A 16,755-nucleotide genomic window follows, 5' to 3' on the forward strand; every position below is an offset into this window, starting at 1 on the left:
TGTTCCATATAAAAAAATTTGACTATCGGTAATTTTTCGGTACACTGATCAACCCGATCTTTGCCGGACCCAACTGGTACAATAACCGTATGAACCGGGGGCGATCGGTTACCTATTCCGTTGCTTAACAAAAAAATACGGCGATTCTTTGGGTATGTTGGGCAGGATCCCTACCTTTGCACTCCAAAATTTTCCAAAGTCATGGCACGAGTATGTCAGGTTACGGGTAAGACGCCGATCGGTGGTCACAAGGTTTCTCACTCTAATATTAAGACCAAGCGTCGTTTTCTGCCGAACCTTCAGACGAAGCGTTTCTTCCTGGCAGAAGAGAACAAGTGGATCACGCTGAAGCTGTCGGCCGATGCCATCCGTACGATTAACAAAAATGGCCTGCTGAGCGTCGTAAAAGAGCTCCGCGCCAAGGGTCAGCATATTTAATGAATCCCGCCCGGATCATTAGAAACGATTAAAAACGCATTACAATGGCAAAGAAAGGCAACCGCGTACAGGTAATTCTGGAGTGCACCGAGCAAAAGAACACGAACGTTCCGGGCACCAGCCGCTACATTACCAACAAGAACAAAAAGAACAACCCCGAGCGTCTCGAGCTGAAGAAATTCAACCCGAACCTGAAGAAGGTCACTGTTCACAAAGAAATCAAGTAAATGTGCTGATGTGCTAATTAGCTAATGTGCTAATTAGTACGCCACATTAGCACACTAGCACATTACCTCATTAGCAAACTACCAGGATCATGGCAAAAGCAGCATCCAAAAACGCAAAAGTAAAAGACCAGAAGGCCGCCGCCGAGGCAAAGAACTGGACCAAAGTCATCAAGGCTGTACGCAGCCCCAAGACCGGCGCCTACACTTTCAAGGAGCAGATCGTTCACAAAGACAAGGTGAAGGATTTCCTCGCCCAGAAGTAATCGCTGGGGTTGATAAATTTTCTGGCGGAGCTGTCCTGAGGGACGGCTTTTGTCTTTTACAGTCAGCTGTAACCGTCATTGCGCGGGAGCCGGCGAAGCCGTGGGGACGATGCGACCTGAAACGGGTGCACTCTGTTGCAGCCTCGCTCCCCGCCCGAATGAGATTGCTTCACTGCGTTCGCAATGACGGAAGGTAAGTATCTTGCGCCCCATGGGATTTTTCAATAAGCTGTTCGGCAAAAAGGAAAAGGAAAGCCTCGACGAAGGCCTGCAGAAGACGAAGGAGAACTTTTTTACCAAGATGACCAAGGCCATCGCGGGCAAAAGCACCGTCGATGAGGAAGTGCTCGACAACCTGGAGGAAGCCCTCGTGTCGGCCGACGTCGGCATCGACACCACCGTAGCCATTATCGACCGTATTGAAAAGCGTGTTGCCCGCGACAAGTACATGGGCACCGAAGACCTGAACCGCATTCTCCAGGAAGAGATCCGCGAGATCCTTGTCGGCGGCTCGTCCTACGACTTTACTTCCGAGCTTCCGGCCAAGCCCTACGTGATCCTCGTAGTGGGTGTCAATGGCGTGGGCAAAACAACCACCATCGGCAAGCTTGCCCATAATTTCAAGAAGGCCGGCAAAAGCGTGCTCCTCGGCGCTGCCGATACCTTCCGTGCCGCCGCCGTCGACCAGCTGACCATCTGGAGCGAGCGCAGCGGTGTTCCCATCGTGAAGCAGGCCATGGGCTCCGACCCGGCGGCCGTTGCCTTTGATACGGTCCAGAGCGCCCTTGCCCGCGGCACCGACGTGGTGCTGATCGATACCGCCGGGCGCCTGCACAACAAGGCCCACCTGATGGACGAGCTGGCCAAGATCCACCGATCGGTACAGAAAGTGCTTCCCGAGGCGCCCCACGAGGTGCTGCTTGTTCTCGACGGCTCCACGGGTCAAAATGCGCTGGAGCAGGCCCGCCATTTCACCGCCGCGACCAACGTTACCGCGCTGGCCATCACGAAGCTGGATGGTACCGCAAAAGGCGGCGTGGTACTGGCCATCGCCAACCAGTTCCAGATCCCGGTCAAGTTTATCGGGGTGGGCGAGAAGATGACCGACCTGCTGGTGTTTGACAAGAACGAGTTTGTCGATTCCCTCTTCAGCCTGAAAGAATCCTGACGCCGCCCGGGCGCAGGATTTGCTTGCCATCGGCCTAAAAGCCACGATGCGAATTCCCTTCCTGCTCGTTCTTTGCTTCTTCCTGTACGGCTCCGCGGCCGCACAGAAGGCCCCCATGTACCGGAACGCCATCGGTGGCCGCTTTGAATTCGGCTATGATTCCTGGATAGGCCCGTCGTGGAAGCACCTGTATACGCGGCACCACGCCACCGAGCTGGCGGTTCTCTTCGGCAACCTCACCACCGTGCTCGACGCGGAATACCACTACAACGGCGACTTCCCGGGCCGCACGAGCCTGCAGTGGGTGGCCGGTATCAGCGGCGCACTCGCCCTGTACAAGTATTACAACAACGCCAACGACTTCTTCCTGCGCCCCGTGCTCGGTATCGACGTTCGCTTCAAGGGCACGCCGCTGAACGTGGGTGTCGACTGGCGGCCGATGTTCCGCCTCACGGGCCGCAGCTCCAATACGGCCACGCGGTTCAGTATCCCCATCCGGCTGGCGTTTTAGGGGCTGGACCCGGTAACAGGGAACCGGGAGAGGAGAGCGGTCTGGCCTTCGTCCTTTATTATTCTTAAATCCTTGCTCCCTGTTCGTTATTCGCCCCCGGGGCGCGTACCTTTGCGGGCTCATGAAAGCCAAATCCCTCCAGAAAGACAAGGTCAACATTATCACGCTTGGTTGCAGCAAGAACATGGTGGATTCCGAGGTTCTCTCGGGCCAGCTGCAGGCCTCCGGCACCGACGTGGTGCACGAAAGCGCCAAAAAGGACCACAATATCGTGATCGTGAACACCTGCGGCTTTATCGACAAAGCCAAGGAGGAGAGCATCAATACCATTCTTGAGCAGGTGAACCTGAAGCAGAAGGGCAAGCTCGACAAGATATATGTAACGGGCTGCCTTTCGCAGCGCTACCGCGACGACCTCGAGCAGAGCATCCCCGAAGTGGATGCCTGGTTTGGCACCATGGAGCTGCCCCTCATCCTGAAGCGCTTCGACGCCGACTACCGCGCCGAGCTCGTAGGCGAGCGCCTGCTGGCCACGCCGCAGCACTACGCCTACATGAAGATCGCAGAGGGCTGCAACCGCACCTGTGCCTTCTGCGCCATCCCGCTGATGCGCGGCAACCATACGAGCCGTTCCATTGAAGAACTTGTTCAGGAAGCCACGCAGCTTGCCAAAAGAGGGGTGAAGGAGCTGCTGCTCATCGCCCAGGAGCTGACCTACTACGGCCTCGACCTGTATAAGAAGCGCGCCCTCGCCGACCTGCTCAACCGTCTTGCCGACGTGCCCGGGATCGAGTGGATCCGCCTGCACTACGCCTACCCCCATAAATTCCCGATGGAGATCCTCGACGTTATGCGCGAGCGTCCCAATATCTGCAACTACCTCGATATGCCGCTGCAGCATGCGGCCGACAATATGCTCAAGGCGATGCGCCGCCAGATCACCCGGAGCGAGATGGAGGAACTGACACAGGCCATCCGCGAGACGGTTCCCGGCATCTGCCTCCGCACCACCCTCATTGCCGGCTTCCCCGGCGAAACCCTCGACGATGTGGAGGAGCTGAAGTCCTTCCTCGAGCGGCAGCGCTTCGACCGTGTGGGCATCTTTACGTACTCGCACGAGGAAAATACGCCGGCCTACGGCCTTGAAGACAATATCGACGCCGAAGAAAAGCAGCGCCGCGCCGAGGAAATCATGGCGGTCCAGCAGGAGATCTCCCTCGAAAAGAACCAGGAAAAAGTGGGGCAGACCTTCAAGGTGCTCGTCGACAAGAAAGAGGCAGGCCGCTACCTGGGCCGCACCGAATTCGACTCCGTGGAGGTGGACAACGAGGTCATCATCCGCTCAGATAAAAAGCTCGCCCCCGGCACCTTTGTACAGGTGAAGATCGACAAGGCCTACGACTACGACCTGGAAGGGACGGTTGTAGGGTCTTAAAGTTTTCAGGGTTTTGGAGGGTTCTGGAGGTTTTGACGGTTGTGTTCTGCAGCCTCTCCAGGATAGCCCGTCATTGCGGGCGAAGCAATCCTGTGGGTTGCTGCGCGCGCAATGACGCCGAACAACCTAAGAACCTCCAGAACCCTTGGAACATCTTTCTCTCCGGCAGCGCTCGCTGCAGTATTTTACTTCTTCCCACACGTTCGCCCATTTCTTACGCCAGGTAAAGGGCCGCGCGCAGCTGGCGCAGGTCTTTTGCGGCAGGTCGGCTTTCTTGACTGCTTTCCGATTCACGACAGGAAAACAAAAATCCCCGCATTGTGTTGCGGGGATTTTCGGTTCGGGGGCAAAGGTCCCCCTGAAAATGTTTCATATGGAACATTTTCAAAAGATGTCTGGTAACCTGGAAACTCCGGAGAATTCCCACGGGCGAAGCGGTTGTTAGGCCACCTTGGCGATCACTACGGGCATGCCGTATTGCTCGTCTTTCGCCCACTGCTTGAGCAGGTCGCTCTTTACCGGCTCGTAAATGTCTTTCTGGTCCTGGTCCGTAGGCAGCTCCCGCATCGGGAACAGCACCAGGAACTGGGGCTCCACATAGTCATAATGCCGGTCTGTAGTAAAGCCCTTGACCTGTACGTATTTGAATCCGCGGTCTTCGATCTGCTGCAGGGTCTTCAGGTTGAAGGGTATTGTGTTGGCTAAAACTGCCCGTTCACGACGCATAAGCTAATGTATTTATGTCCGTTAAAGTGAATCTTTCCTATCTGAGAACGCGTAAAGGTCCCCAAAGTTTATGAGCAAATTGATGTTGCAACAATATTTAACATTCGGCTGACAAAAGGGCGGCTGTGTCCGTTCATCCTTTTAGTACTCATTAAATAATCGGACCGCGCTATTTTGAACAGGAATCCGCCTCGCGCGGGCGCTAAATACCCAAAAAATGTTGAAACATCTATCCAAACTGCTCAGTCTTGGGGTACTGCTTGCCGCTACTGCCGCAGGTGCCCAGGAGCGCTATCGTTACTCAATGGATCTCAATGGCTTGCACAACGATGCCCTGACTGTAAACCTCGAAACCCCGAAGGTGGGGGCCAGCTCGATCACCTTCTCGATGCCGAAGATCATCCCCGGCACCTACGTCATCGCGGACTACGGAAAGTTCATCCACGACATGCAGGCCTTTGACGCCGCCGGCAAGTCGCTGCCCGTAAAGCAGCTCAATACCAACCAGTGGCGGATCTCCGGCGCCAACCGCCTCGCGCGGCTTCGCTACGAGGTGGAAGACATCTTCGATGCCACCGGTACAAAGCACCAGGTGTACCCCATGGCGGCCACCAATTTCGAGCAGGGCAGGAACTTCTCGCTGAACTTTCCCGGCCTGCTTGGCTACCTCGAGGGGATGCGCAACCTTCCCTTCGATGTTGCGATCAGGAAGCCCGCCGACATGTGGGCCTCGACGAGCCTCACGCCTGTGCGGAGCAGCGCGGAATCCGACGATTTCTCGGTGTCCAACCTCGACGAGCTGTACAACTACCCGGTGATGTACACAAAGCCCGACACGGCCACCGTGCAGGTCGGTAATTGCCGCGTGCTGGTATCGGTATACGCCCCGGCGGGTAAAGTGCATGCGGCGCAGATCGCCTCGTGGATGAGCGATATGCTCGATGCCGCCCGGCAATACCTCGGCGGCCGTCTTCCGGCGGATCGCTACGCGTTCCTTTATTATTTCCATGAGCCGGGCGCGAAGCATTCGTTTGCCCCGGGCCTGGGCGGCGCGCTCGAGCACCCGACCTCTTCGTATTACTATCTCCAGGAGCGCGATGCCGACCAGCTGAAGGAAGGGATCGTGGACATGTCGTCGCACGAATTCTTTCACATCATCACCCCGCTTACGATCTCCTCGCGCGAGGTGAAGGAATTCAACTTCGACAAGCCGGTGATGAGCCGCCACCTGTGGCTCTACGAAGGGGTAACGGAATACACGGCTCACCATGCACAGGTGAAGTACGGCCTCATTCCGCCACAGCAGTTCCTCGACCGGCTCACGCAAAAGATCAATTACTCGCGCACCGCCTTTATCGACACGCTGCCCTTTACCGAATTGAGCACCGGCGCCACCGACAAGTGGGCCGCGCAATACGGCAACGTGTACCAGAAGGGTGCACTCATTGCCGCCTGTCTCGACCTGCTGCTGCTCGACAAGAGTGGCGGCCGCTACGGGCTTCGCAACCTCACCTACGACCTCGGCGTGCGCTATGGGAAGTACCGCGCCTTCAACGACCCCGAGCTGTTTGATGTGATCGGCGAGCTCACCTACCCGGAGGCAAAAGCTTTCCTCGAGAAGTATGTGGCCGGGCCGGCACCTATTCCGTACGACGAGTACTTCGGCCTGGCGGGCGTTTCCCTGTCGCCGGGTGGAAAGATGGCCTCCTTCGGAGGCATTATCATCGAGCCCAACGAAAAGGGTGTGCTCCAGATCTTCGGACCCTTCCAGCCGAACGCCTTCGGTAAGGCACTCGGGTATAAGATGGGCGACGAGATCTACGCGGTAAACGGCGTAGCGCTGGACCCGTCGAATTTTGCGGAGCGGGGTGCGCAGGTAAAAGCGCAGATGCAGGAAGGCGCGCCGTTCACGGTGAAGATCGGCCGTAGAAATACGGAAGGGCGCATCGATACGCTGACGCTCAGCAGCCCGGTGCAGCTTATGCCCCAGCAACCGCGCCTCCAGTTTTTACCAACGCCCACGCCGCAGCAGCGCGCGCTGCGTACGGCCTGGCTGCAGGGCACGCCCGAAGTCAAAGATCCGCCGAAGGCCGCTACCAGTGATGTGGAAAGCCTCGACGCGATCATCGCGGCAACCTACGGCGTGATCTCCGGTCCCGCGGGTGCCCGCGATTGGAACCGCTTTTACAGCCTGTTCTGGCCCGGGGCTAAAATGGGCGCCGCGGGCCCCGGTGGCCGCTTCCAGGACTTCACGCCCCAGCGATACGTGCAGATGAACGGGCCGCTGTTTGCGCGCCAGGGTTTTTATGAAGAGGAGATCGGCCGGCAGGTGCAGCAATTCGGAAACGTCGCCACGGTGGCCTCGGCGTACCAGTACCGCTTCACGCCCGGTGGCAAGGTGGAGCAGCGCGGCATCAATTACCTGACGCTGGTAAAAAGCGGAGGACGCTGGTGGATCAGCAACCTGAGCTGGCAGGATGAGGAAGGCGGTCTGACTATCCCGGAAGCGCTGTTGAAAAAATAGTGCGGCTCACGATAACGTTTAACAAAAGAGGATGCCCCGGGGCGTCCTCTTTTTTGCTTTGGCGGGAGACCGGAGCGGCGCGCATGGCGCAGCCTATCTTTGCCGGCACGAAAGCCGGTCACTACCTGGCTTTCGACGCAAGCCCAACTTGTTCGCCAGACCGGGAAACTATCACTATGGCCTATTCATTTTACGGATTTATCGGCGCGCTCGAGCCGATCCAGCGGATCTGCAGCCAGTACATCTTTGCCCGGAATGTGCCGCTCGGCCAGGACATTTTCCTCATTCCACTCAGCGACGAACTGCAGGAGCAAATGAACGGAAGCGTTGCCGCAGAGCCCCTCGATGGCTTTGAGCTGCTGACGGCGCCCATTGAAACGGCACTGGCATCGGCCTCGATATCCGGGCCGATTGCCTACGCGGAAGTGACGCACTGGGCCGGAGAGGGGCACGAGGCGGGCGTTCTGTGGGAAGGCGGCAAGCGCCAGCGTACGATCCGCTTTGGGAAAGGCGTGATCAATACAATGCTCAAGGGACTGGGCTGCGTGGCGGCGGAAGGCGAGGATGAATTCGGTACCCTTGGATTCGGGCGCAGGCGGTTCACCGACGATTGGCTGCAGCAGTAGGCTGCTGCTTTCCGCGTCAGGGCAAAACGGCTATCTTAGTTGCACGGCCGGCTTCAAACCTGAACCCGGGATTCTGCACAACCAAAACCAAAACGATGAAAAAAGTAACGGGTATCGGGGGCATCTTTTTTAAATGCAAGGACCCGAAAAAGCTGAAGGATTGGTACCAAACGCACCTTGGCTTTGACGTGAGCGCTTATGGGGTCAGCTTTGAAACGGAGCCGGGCAAAGACCCGTCGAAACCGGTCACGACGCAATGGAACCCATTCCCCGAAACGACCGGCTATTTCGCGCCTTCCGGCAAGGATTTCATGATCAACTACCGCGTTGAGAACCTCGAAGCGCTCGTGGAGCAACTGGCCGCGGAAGGAGTCACGATCCTCGACAAGATCGAAACCTTCGACTTCGGAAAATTTGTACACATCATGGATCTCGAAGACAATAAGATCGAGCTCTGGGAGCCGAGCTGACCCGTATAAATACAATACCTGCAAACATTTTCCGTATCAGCGTTCAACGCGCACAGCAATTCCATGCAACAGTACCTGATTGACACATTCCGCTTTAACGACGGCGCCAACCGAAGAGTAGCGGAGCGCATACGCTTACTGCCCGACAAGGCGGCTGCCCTGCGCCTGTTCAGCCACCTCATTAATTGCCAGAACAAATGGATGGCCCGTATCAGCAACGAGCAGCAGGCGCAGCTCCTCGACTGGTGGGACCCGGTGTATGACGCGGATGAGCTCGAAGCGGAGTGGGAGCGGAGCCTGCAGTCCTGGCTCGATTACCTTGCCACACATACCGACGATGAGCTGGACCGGGAGCTGACCTTCACCGGTCTTGATGGAGGCACCTGGGCCGCAACGGCCGCCGATATTGCCCTGCAGCTCAATTATCACTCGATCCATCACCGTGCGCAGCTGCAAATAATGCTTCGGGCGCAGGGCGTGGAGCCCGATACGGTCGATTATATCCGTACCCGGTTGCGGAAGATCTCGTAACGATTATCTTCATCGCTTCAAAGAACACTATGGCCCGACCTATAAAGCCCGAAGAGCGCCTCCTGATCGAGCACCTCGTTTCGCTCGCCCCCGGCGGGCGCAGTTACGCCATACCCGGCGAAGTCGAGAACCTTGGCGAAGGCGGACTCGGGGGTATTCAGCTGTCGGGTCGCGGAACGCCGGAGGACCTCGTGGAGGCCAGCTACCGCGATGAGGACGGCAAGAGTGTTCTGCTGACGCTCACCGTCAACGAGCACGGCGAATTGTATGACCTGGACATCTGGAAGATGGATTTCAGCCCGCTGCTGCGCTACCCCACACCCGACCGCGTGCGGCTCGACGACTAAGCAACGGCCGGCGCGAGCTGTTTTTGTGCCATCTTTACGCAAAGAGTATCGCGCATGTCCCGTCGAAAGCTTTCCCTGTTGCGCCGCCTGTTGCAGGCATTGGTGCTGGTGCTCGTGCTTGGCCTGGCGTATGGCGTTTTTTATGCCTGGCGCGCCTTCCCGATCATCAGCGGTTATTTCGCCAAGAACATGGCCTCGGCCGTATTTCTACAAGGTCGCGATCCCGCGTCCGTGCGCCGCGAGGACCTAGCCGGCTTCCCGTTCTCAATTGCTTCGTACAACGTGAACCGAGCCGACAGCTCGGTGTCGGTATCGGTGTGGGGCTTCGCGCGGCACAAGGCGATTTACCGCAACGGCGTTGGCTGTACGCTGCTCAACGAGCGTCCCGAGGCGGAGGTGCGCGCCCAGCGTTTTGTGCTGCCTCCAAGGCCGCAGGTACCCGATACGTTGGCCTGGCCCATGGGCGACCGGAAGGCCGACTCCTTTCCCGTGGCGATCGATCCGGAGAAACTGTCGCTGGCGATGGACCACGCGCTGATGGCGGCTTCCAGCGATGCCGGCAAGCCGGGACTCACGCGTTCCTTCCTCGTAGTTTATAACGGCCAGATCGTTGGCGAGCGCTACTCCCCGGGTGTGGACAAGAACCTCGTGCAGATCGGCTGGTCGATGTCGAAAAGCCTTACGGGTGCGCTGATCGGCATTCTCGTGAAAGAAGGAAAGCTGAACCCGGAGGCGCCCGCGCCGGTACCCGAATGGAAGGGCAGCAACCGCGAAGCCATCCGCCTGCGCGACCTGCTGCAGCAGTGCTCCGGGCTCGACTTCGAGGAAGATTATGCAAAGCCCTGCGAAGTGACCAATATGCTCTTTCGCAGCGATGATATGGCGGCCTTTACCGCGGCCCGGCCGCTGCGGTACGCGCCCGGAACGGTATTCAATTACTCGAGCGGCAACTCCAATATTCTCTCCCGGATTATCCGGCAAACGGTAGGCGAGGAGCATTACGCAGCCTTTCCCTACACAGCACTTTTCTACCGCATCGGGATGCGCTCGGCACTGCTCGAGCCCGATGCTTCCGGAACATATATCGGCTCTTCGTACAGCTATGCGACGGCCCGCGACTTCGCCCGCTTTGGTTTACTGTACTACCAGGACGGCGTCTGGAACGGCGAGCGTATCCTTCCCGAAGGCTGGGTTGCGGCGAGTACAAGGCCCGCGGCCGGCGATCCGAATCACCGCTATGGCTACCAGTTCTGGCTCAATGGCAACGACCCCGAGCACCCAGGGCAGCGCAAGTTTCCCGGCGCGCCGGCCGACCTCTATTACGCCAAAGGCTTCGGAGGGGAAGGGGTTTATGTCATTCCTTCCCGCAAGGTCATCGTCGTCCGCCTCGGTCAAAATCCTATCGACGAGAACCGCTTTCTTTCCGAGGTCCTGGCAGCGATCCGGTAAGGGAAGCGCCAGGTATGGATTAACAAGCTTTGCCGCAGCTTCGTTGTAGCTTTGCGCGATAATCGATGTCCTTGGAAGCCCCCGTTCTGCTCATTACGCCGCCGTTTACCCAGCTTAACACGCCCTACCCGGCGACCGCCTATCTCAAGGGTTTCCTCAACACGAAGGGAATCGCGGCGGTCCAGTGCGACCTCGGCATCGAGGCTACCCTCGCGCTTTTCTGCCGCGACGGGTTGCAGGAGCTTTTTGCCGAGGTGCTACAGCGCGATGCTGCGCTTTCTGAGAATGCCGCGCGCATGGTCGCGCTTCGGGACGATTACTGCGACTCGATCGATGAGGTTGTTGCCTTCCTGCAGGGTCGGCGGCCCACATTGGCCCATCGCATTGCAGGCCGCAGCTTCCTGCCCGAGGGGAGCCGTTTTACGCAGCTCGACGACCTGCACTGGGCCTTCGGTGCCATGGGTACGCAGGACCGCGCCAAGCACCTCGCAACGCTTTACCTCGAAGATCTCAGCGATCTCATCCAGGAAACCGTTGACCCGCATTTCGGCTTCAGCCGCTACGCGGAGCGCCTCGGCCGCTCGGCCAACAGCTTTGATGAGCTGCAGGCGGCGCTGCAGGAACCGTATACCTATATAGACCGGATACTGATTGCCTTGCTCGAGGAAAAGATGCGTGTCGTGGCACCCAAGCTGGTAGCCCTTTCCGTGCCTTTCCCGGGCAACCTGTACACGTCGCTCCGCTGCGGCCAGTGGATCAAGCAGCACTACCCGGATGTGCCCGTAGCGATGGGCGGCGGCTTTGCCAACACCGAGCTTCGCTCGCTCAGCGACCCGCGCGTGTTTGACTACTATGACTACATCACGCTCGATGACGGCGAAGCGCCCATCGAACAGCTCATCAGCTACATTGATGGCAAGGTAGAGCTTGATGCACTCAAGCGCTGCTTCCTGCGTATCGATGGCCGGGTGACCTATATCAATAACACGGCCTGCACCGATTACCGGCAGGGCCAGGTGGGTACACCCGATTACAGCGACCTCCTGCTCGATCGGTACATCTCTGCCATTGAAGTGGTGAACCCCATGCACAGCCTCTGGAGCGATGGCCGCTGGAACAAGCTCACTATGGCGCACGGTTGTTACTGGGGCAAGTGTACCTTCTGCGATATCTCACTCGACTACATAAAAAACTACGAGCCGCTCACAGCCAGCGTGCTGGTGGATCGCATGGAAGAGCTCATCGCGCAAACCGGGCAGACCGGCTTTCACTTCGTGGATGAAGCAGCGCCGCCGGCCCTTATGCGTGCCGTGGCGCTCGAGATACTGCGGCGCCGGCTCGTGCTGAGCTGGTGGGCTAATGTCCGTTTTGAAAAGAGCTTCACACGTGATCTTTGCCTGTTGCTCAAGGCCTCTGGTTGTATCGCCGTAAGCGGCGGCCTCGAAGTTGCTTCCGACCGGCTTCTCGGGCTCATCCAGAAAGGCATAACGGTAGCGCAGGTAGCCCGTGTTTGCCGCAACCTGACCGAATCGGGTATCATGGTGCATGCCTACCTCATGTATGGCTTCCCGACGCAGACCGCGCAGGAGACGATCGACTCGCTGGAGCTTGTGCGGCAGCTTTTCGAAACGGGTGTGCTGCAGTCGGCCTTCTGGCATCTCTTCACGATGACGGCCCACAGCCCTGTGGGGCTGGAACCCGAGCGATTCGGCGTACGGAAGCTCAGCCACGCCGTTGGAACCTTTGCCAACAACGATATCGAGCATTTGGACCCGGTGGGCGACCACGAGCAATTCGGCTATGGACTCAAGAAGGCGCTGCTCAATTACATGCACGCCGCCTGCCTCGATTACCCGCTGCAAAAATGGTTCGACTTCAAGGTGCCGCGGCCTGTAGTGGCTCCCGACACGATCCGCAGGGCCATCACCGAGCCCGAGCTGCCACCTTCGGCACCAAGCAGCAAGGTGGTCTTCATCGGCAAGACGCCCCGTAGCGAACGCCAGACACGCAGCAAGAAAGGCACTCAATGGGAAGTTCTTTCGCTAACGTTTTCAACCCAGAAAAGCGACCTCACTATCCAGGTCGACCCGGAGAAAGGAGCCTGGCTGCAAGCGCTGTTGCCGCAGCTCTCCGTACAAAGCCCCAGGCCCTGGACGTTGCAGCAGATAAAGGAAAGCTACGAGGCTGCAGGTCTCGAAGACTTCGAATTATTCTGGGATAACAAGCCGGTAAACGGCTTGCACAAGGCGGGCCTGCTTCGGTTGTGATTTCGTTAACAACCGCGCCGGGAGCGGGTTCCCGCTTGTTGCTCGTTTTTGCCAATCGCGTTCACCCCGTAAAATCCGGGTTTTACCTCCGAAACAATAGGGCCCGTCTAATGTTGCCCGGAAAGGCTACCAGGGGAAGGTAATTTTATGTCATGCCGCAAGGCATTGAACTAACCTTCACCCTTTTAACCTATACGCCCGATGAACAAGCACCAACTTTCCCGCCTGGCAATGCTTTGCCTGGCCTCCAGCACCTTCTTCGCTTCCTGCACAAAAGAAGATCTGACCCTTGACGGTCGCAAGCGAACTTCCACGACTCCGACAACAACCACTTCTCCTACTACGACCACGTCGCCGACAACGACCACATCAACCGGTACCACGAGCAGCAGCACAACGGGTACCACAAGTACGGGCACAACGGCCCCCACGACAACCCCGACATCGGGTCTTGCCACGCGCACGGTCAATTTTAACAACTACGCTTCCGGCGCCACTTACGGCCTGACGCAGGCGATCAGCGACTTCGGTAACGCCAACTATTACCAGGAAACCAGCGCTTCGCAAAGCCAGGTGTACAACGGCATGCTGAAGACCACGCTTCTTGCCAACAGCCTTACTTCCGGCGGTGTACTCACGCGCTCGAATGTAACGCCCGCCTCGGCCTATCAGCTCAATTTCGACATGCAGTTCGCCTCCAACTTCGACTTCAGCTGGGGCGGTAAAGTAGGCTACGGTCTCTTTATCGGCGAAGGCAACACCGGTGGCGACCCGGGTTGGGATGGCAACGGCGGCTCACTGCGCCTCATGTGGTACAAGAACACCAGCACTTCGCCGGTTATCCTGAAGCCCTACGTTTATTACAAAGACCAGCCCGGTACCTACGGCGACGATTTCGGTAAAGTGTATCCCGCCGGCGGCGCCTCGATCCAGAAAGGTGTCTGGTACAACGTGAAAATGTACGTGAAGAGCAACACCGGCTCCAACACAGACGGCCGCGTGCAGGTGGTGATCAATGGCACAACGGTGCTTGACCAGGCCATCCGCTGGACGACCAACGACCTGAAGCGCCTGATCAACACGGTATGCTTCGAGACGTTCCGCGGCGGTGGTGAAACCTACTGGCAGTCGTCGACCAACGGAGACATTTATTTCGATAATGTTTCGGTTACACAGATGGCACCCTAATCACATTTTAATTCATTCAAGCCGCTGCACCTGCAGCGGCTTTTTTATTGTGTGTAAGTGATACAACCTAGTCCCGGAGCGGGTTTGCGGGCGATGGTCTCTCTCGCTACCAGTGCTTCAACCCGTAAAAAACCCCATTGACCCCCCAATGAACCGCATAGGTCTAAAGCTGACACGAATCGCTCCCGGGTGAGGGTATTTTTACGATACGCCGCAAGGCACTAACCTAACCTTTTTACCAGTTAACCTTTCCTTCCGATGAAACCACAACACCTACCTCGCCTGGCCGTACTTGGCCTCGCACTTAGCAGCACGATCATCAGCTGTCAGAAAGAAGACCTGATCTCGGGACAGCAAGCTACTTCGACGACAACGACACCGACCGCTACCGACCCGCTGGCAACGACAACGACCGGCACGACGAGCACGGTCGCCACGACAACGCCCAACTCCGCGTTCTCGCTTCCTTACTACCGCACGATCAATTGGAACAACCGTACGAACGGCAACTACGACCTGTCGATGGCAGGCGCCGACTTCGGTCCTACGCCTTATTGGAAAGTGACCACGGCTACGCAGACGCAGGCCTACAACAACATGCTGCAGATGACGCTTCTGAAAAACTCCCTCTCTACGGGTGGCGTTATTTCGAAGATGGACATTCCTGATGGCGCTACGTACAGCATCTCCTACGACATGATGTTCGCCTCTGATTTCGATTTCAGCCTCGGTGGCAAGATCGGCTTCGGCCTCCTCCTCGGAGACGGCAACACGGGCGGCGACCCGGGTTGGGACGGCAACGGCGGCTCCATTCGCCTTGGCTGGGGCAAGACTTCTACCGGCGCTGTTGTATTGAAGCCCGATGTATACTACAAAGACCAGCCCGGTTCCTTTGGCAACGACTTCGGCAAGGTTTATCCCGCCGGCGGTGCTTCCCTGCAGAAAGGCACCTGGTATAAGGTGACCATGTATGTGAAGAGCAACACCGGTTCCAACACAGACGGCAGCGTGCAGCTCGTGGTCAACGGCACAACGGTGCTGAACCAGTCGATCCGCTGGACGACCAACGACCTGAAGCGCCTCGTGAACTACGTGTGCTTCGAGAACTTCCGCGGCGGCTCCGACGCCACCTACCAGTCGGCCACCGATGGTAAGGTCTTCTACGACAACGTCGTGATCCAGTCTTCGGCTCCGACTACGACCGCTACCCCGACCCCGACTCCGACTCCCACACCGACGCCGACCCCGACGCCCACACCGACTCCGACTCCGACTCCGACGCCGACCCCGGCTCCGGCCCCCACAACTTCGACGGGTATCTCGACCCGCACGGTTAACTGGGACGGCCGCCCCAACGGCACCTACGGCCTCTCGCAAGCGATCTCCGACTTTGGTAACGCCAACTACTACCAGGTGAGCACTGCATCGCAAAGCCAGGTGTACAACGGCATGCTGAAGACCACGCTTCTTGCCAACAGCCTTACTTCCGGCGGTGTACTCACACGCTCCAACATTACCCAGGCATCGCAGTACGAACTGAACTTCGACATGCAGTTCGCCTCCAACTTCGACTTCAGCTGGGGCGGTAAAGTAGGCTACGGTCTCTTTATCGGCGAAGGCAACACCGGTGGTGACCCTGGTTGGGACGGCAATGGTGGCTCCGTACGCCTCATGTGGTACAAGAACACGAGCACCTCGCCGATTATCCTGAAGCCCTACGTTTACTACAAAGATCAGCCCGGCACCTACGGCAACGACTTCGGTAAGGCTTACCCTGCCGGCGGCGGCTCGATCCAGAAAGGTGTCTGGTACCACGTGAAGATGGTGGTGAAGAGCAATACCGGCTCCAACACCGACGGCCACGTGCAGATCGTGATCAACGGCACAACGATCCTCGACCAGGCGATCCGCTGGACGACGAACGATGCCAAGCGCCTCATCAACACACTTTGCTTCGAAACGTTCCGTGGCGGTGCCGAAACCTACTGGCAGTCGTCGACCAACGGAGACATTTACTTCGACAACGTGAAGCTGACGCAGCTCGCGCTCTGATCCTGAGTTTCCGAACACAAATTGGTTTTGCATAGGTAAAAAGCCGCTGCCGAAAGGCGCGGCTTTTTTGTTTCCGCAAAACAAAGAACGGTTCTTCCCCCATGCCGTAATTTTACCGCTTACCAAGCACCCATTCCAGCATGAGCGAACGGAACTATTGCCTCCTGATCGACAATGACGAAGATGACCGGGAGGTATTCGGAATGGCGCTTGCGGCAGCCAACCTGGATATCGCGCTGGAAGCCTTCGGCAGCGGCCAGCGTGCGCTCGAATGGATCCAGGCGGCGAGCAGCCTTCCCCGTTTCATCTTCATCGATATGAATATGCCGCAGATGGACGGGCCGCAGTGCCTTGATGCGCTCCGCCGCCTGCCGGAACTCGATTCGGTGCCGGTTTATATTTATTCCACCGCCGCCGACCCGCGGATGATCGATTCGCTGAAATCGCGCGGGATCTCCGGCTTCCTCGAAAAGCCACCCAACTTCGACGGCCTCACCCGTATGTTGTCTCAAATCATTCATTCGTAAAGCCCC

General features: G+C 57.8%; 18 protein-coding genes. 16 read left to right on the plus strand and 2 right to left on the minus strand.

Features of this window, described 5'->3' with window-relative positions:
* Nucleotides 1-201 precede the first annotated feature (201 nt).
* From rpmB to rimO, 6 genes are all read left to right on the plus strand, one after another.
* Nucleotides 202-438 carry a large ribosomal subunit protein bL28 gene (rpmB, locus tag ACYU7Z_RS02415; protein WP_460567090.1) on the plus strand — a complete coding sequence of 79 codons (237 nt, stop codon included), beginning with the start codon at nt 202-204 and terminating at the stop codon, nt 436-438.
* 44 nt (nt 439-482) lie between these two features.
* Nucleotides 483-665, plus strand: a complete 183-nt coding sequence (rpmG, locus tag ACYU7Z_RS02420) for a bL33 family ribosomal protein (RefSeq protein WP_460567091.1) — start codon at nt 483-485, stop codon at nt 663-665.
* An 89-nt stretch (nt 666-754) separates the two neighbouring features.
* A complete protein-coding gene (locus ACYU7Z_RS02425) occupies nt 755-928 on the plus strand; it encodes a DUF4295 domain-containing protein (protein ID WP_460567092.1) in 174 nt (57 codons plus the stop codon).
* 211 nt (nt 929-1,139) lie between these two features.
* Complete coding sequence (gene ftsY / locus ACYU7Z_RS02430) at nt 1,140-2,096, plus strand: signal recognition particle-docking protein FtsY (protein ID WP_460567093.1); 957 nt, start codon at nt 1,140-1,142, stop codon at nt 2,094-2,096.
* A 46-nt stretch (nt 2,097-2,142) separates the two neighbouring features.
* Nucleotides 2,143-2,607, plus strand: coding sequence for a hypothetical protein (locus ACYU7Z_RS02435; RefSeq protein WP_460567094.1), 465 nt, complete (start codon nt 2,143-2,145; stop codon nt 2,605-2,607).
* A gap of 121 nt (nt 2,608-2,728) precedes the next feature.
* Complete coding sequence (gene rimO, locus ACYU7Z_RS02440; RefSeq protein ID WP_460567095.1) at nt 2,729-4,042, plus strand: MiaB/RimO family radical SAM methylthiotransferase; 1,314 nt, start codon at nt 2,729-2,731, stop codon at nt 4,040-4,042.
* 126 nt (nt 4,043-4,168) lie between these two features.
* Here the strand turns inward: rimO and ACYU7Z_RS02445 are convergent, their stop codons facing one another.
* Together ACYU7Z_RS02445 and ACYU7Z_RS02450 are read right to left on the minus strand one after the other, a co-directional pair.
* A complete protein-coding gene (locus tag ACYU7Z_RS02445; RefSeq protein WP_460567096.1) occupies nt 4,169-4,336 on the minus strand; it encodes a DUF2256 domain-containing protein in 168 nt (55 codons plus the stop codon).
* Nucleotides 4,337-4,483: 147 nt separating this feature from the next.
* Nucleotides 4,484-4,768, minus strand: a complete 285-nt coding sequence (locus tag ACYU7Z_RS02450) for a hypothetical protein (RefSeq protein ID WP_460567097.1) — start codon at nt 4,766-4,768, stop codon at nt 4,484-4,486.
* Between the two features lie 217 nt (nt 4,769-4,985).
* Between ACYU7Z_RS02450 and ACYU7Z_RS02455 the strand changes: the two genes are divergently transcribed.
* The 10 genes from ACYU7Z_RS02455 (at nt 4,986) to ACYU7Z_RS02500 (ending at nt 16,749) form a co-directional block, all read left to right on the plus strand.
* Nucleotides 4,986-7,292: a M61 family metallopeptidase gene (locus ACYU7Z_RS02455; protein ID WP_460567098.1), complete on the plus strand. Its 2,307-nt coding sequence runs from the start codon at nt 4,986-4,988 to the stop codon at nt 7,290-7,292.
* A gap of 176 nt (nt 7,293-7,468) precedes the next feature.
* Nucleotides 7,469-7,918, plus strand: a complete 450-nt coding sequence (locus ACYU7Z_RS02460) for a hypothetical protein (RefSeq protein WP_460567099.1) — start codon at nt 7,469-7,471, stop codon at nt 7,916-7,918.
* Between the two features lie 95 nt (nt 7,919-8,013).
* Nucleotides 8,014-8,388, plus strand: a complete 375-nt coding sequence (locus tag ACYU7Z_RS02465) for a VOC family protein (protein WP_460567100.1) — start codon at nt 8,014-8,016, stop codon at nt 8,386-8,388.
* Between the two features lie 63 nt (nt 8,389-8,451).
* Entirely contained in the window at nt 8,452-8,919 is a 468-nt protein-coding gene (locus tag ACYU7Z_RS02470; RefSeq protein ID WP_460567101.1) for a DinB family protein, read from the plus strand.
* A 29-nt stretch (nt 8,920-8,948) separates the two neighbouring features.
* Nucleotides 8,949-9,266 (plus strand): DUF6984 family protein, encoded by a 318-nt coding sequence (locus ACYU7Z_RS02475; RefSeq protein WP_460567102.1) that lies wholly within the window; start codon nt 8,949-8,951, stop codon nt 9,264-9,266.
* A gap of 54 nt (nt 9,267-9,320) precedes the next feature.
* Nucleotides 9,321-10,715 carry a serine hydrolase domain-containing protein gene (locus tag ACYU7Z_RS02480; protein WP_460567103.1) on the plus strand — a complete coding sequence of 465 codons (1,395 nt, stop codon included), beginning with the start codon at nt 9,321-9,323 and terminating at the stop codon, nt 10,713-10,715.
* 65 nt (nt 10,716-10,780) lie between these two features.
* The gene (locus ACYU7Z_RS02485) at nt 10,781-12,982 is read left to right on the plus strand and encodes a B12-binding domain-containing radical SAM protein (protein ID WP_460567104.1); all 2,202 of its coding nucleotides are present in this window, start codon (nt 10,781-10,783) and stop codon (nt 12,980-12,982) included.
* 201 nt (nt 12,983-13,183) lie between these two features.
* Nucleotides 13,184-14,170 carry a polysaccharide lyase gene (locus ACYU7Z_RS02490; RefSeq protein ID WP_460567105.1) on the plus strand — a complete coding sequence of 329 codons (987 nt, stop codon included), beginning with the start codon at nt 13,184-13,186 and terminating at the stop codon, nt 14,168-14,170.
* 258 nt (nt 14,171-14,428) lie between these two features.
* Entirely contained in the window at nt 14,429-16,222 is a 1,794-nt protein-coding gene (locus ACYU7Z_RS02495; protein WP_460567106.1) for a polysaccharide lyase, read from the plus strand.
* A 140-nt stretch (nt 16,223-16,362) separates the two neighbouring features.
* On the plus strand, nt 16,363-16,749 hold the full coding sequence (locus ACYU7Z_RS02500; RefSeq protein ID WP_460567107.1) for a response regulator: 387 nt from the start codon (nt 16,363-16,365) through the stop codon (nt 16,747-16,749).
* The last annotated feature ends 6 nt before the right edge of the window (nt 16,750-16,755 follow it).

The sequence above is a fragment of the Flaviaestuariibacter terrae genome, from assembly GCF_054777635.1.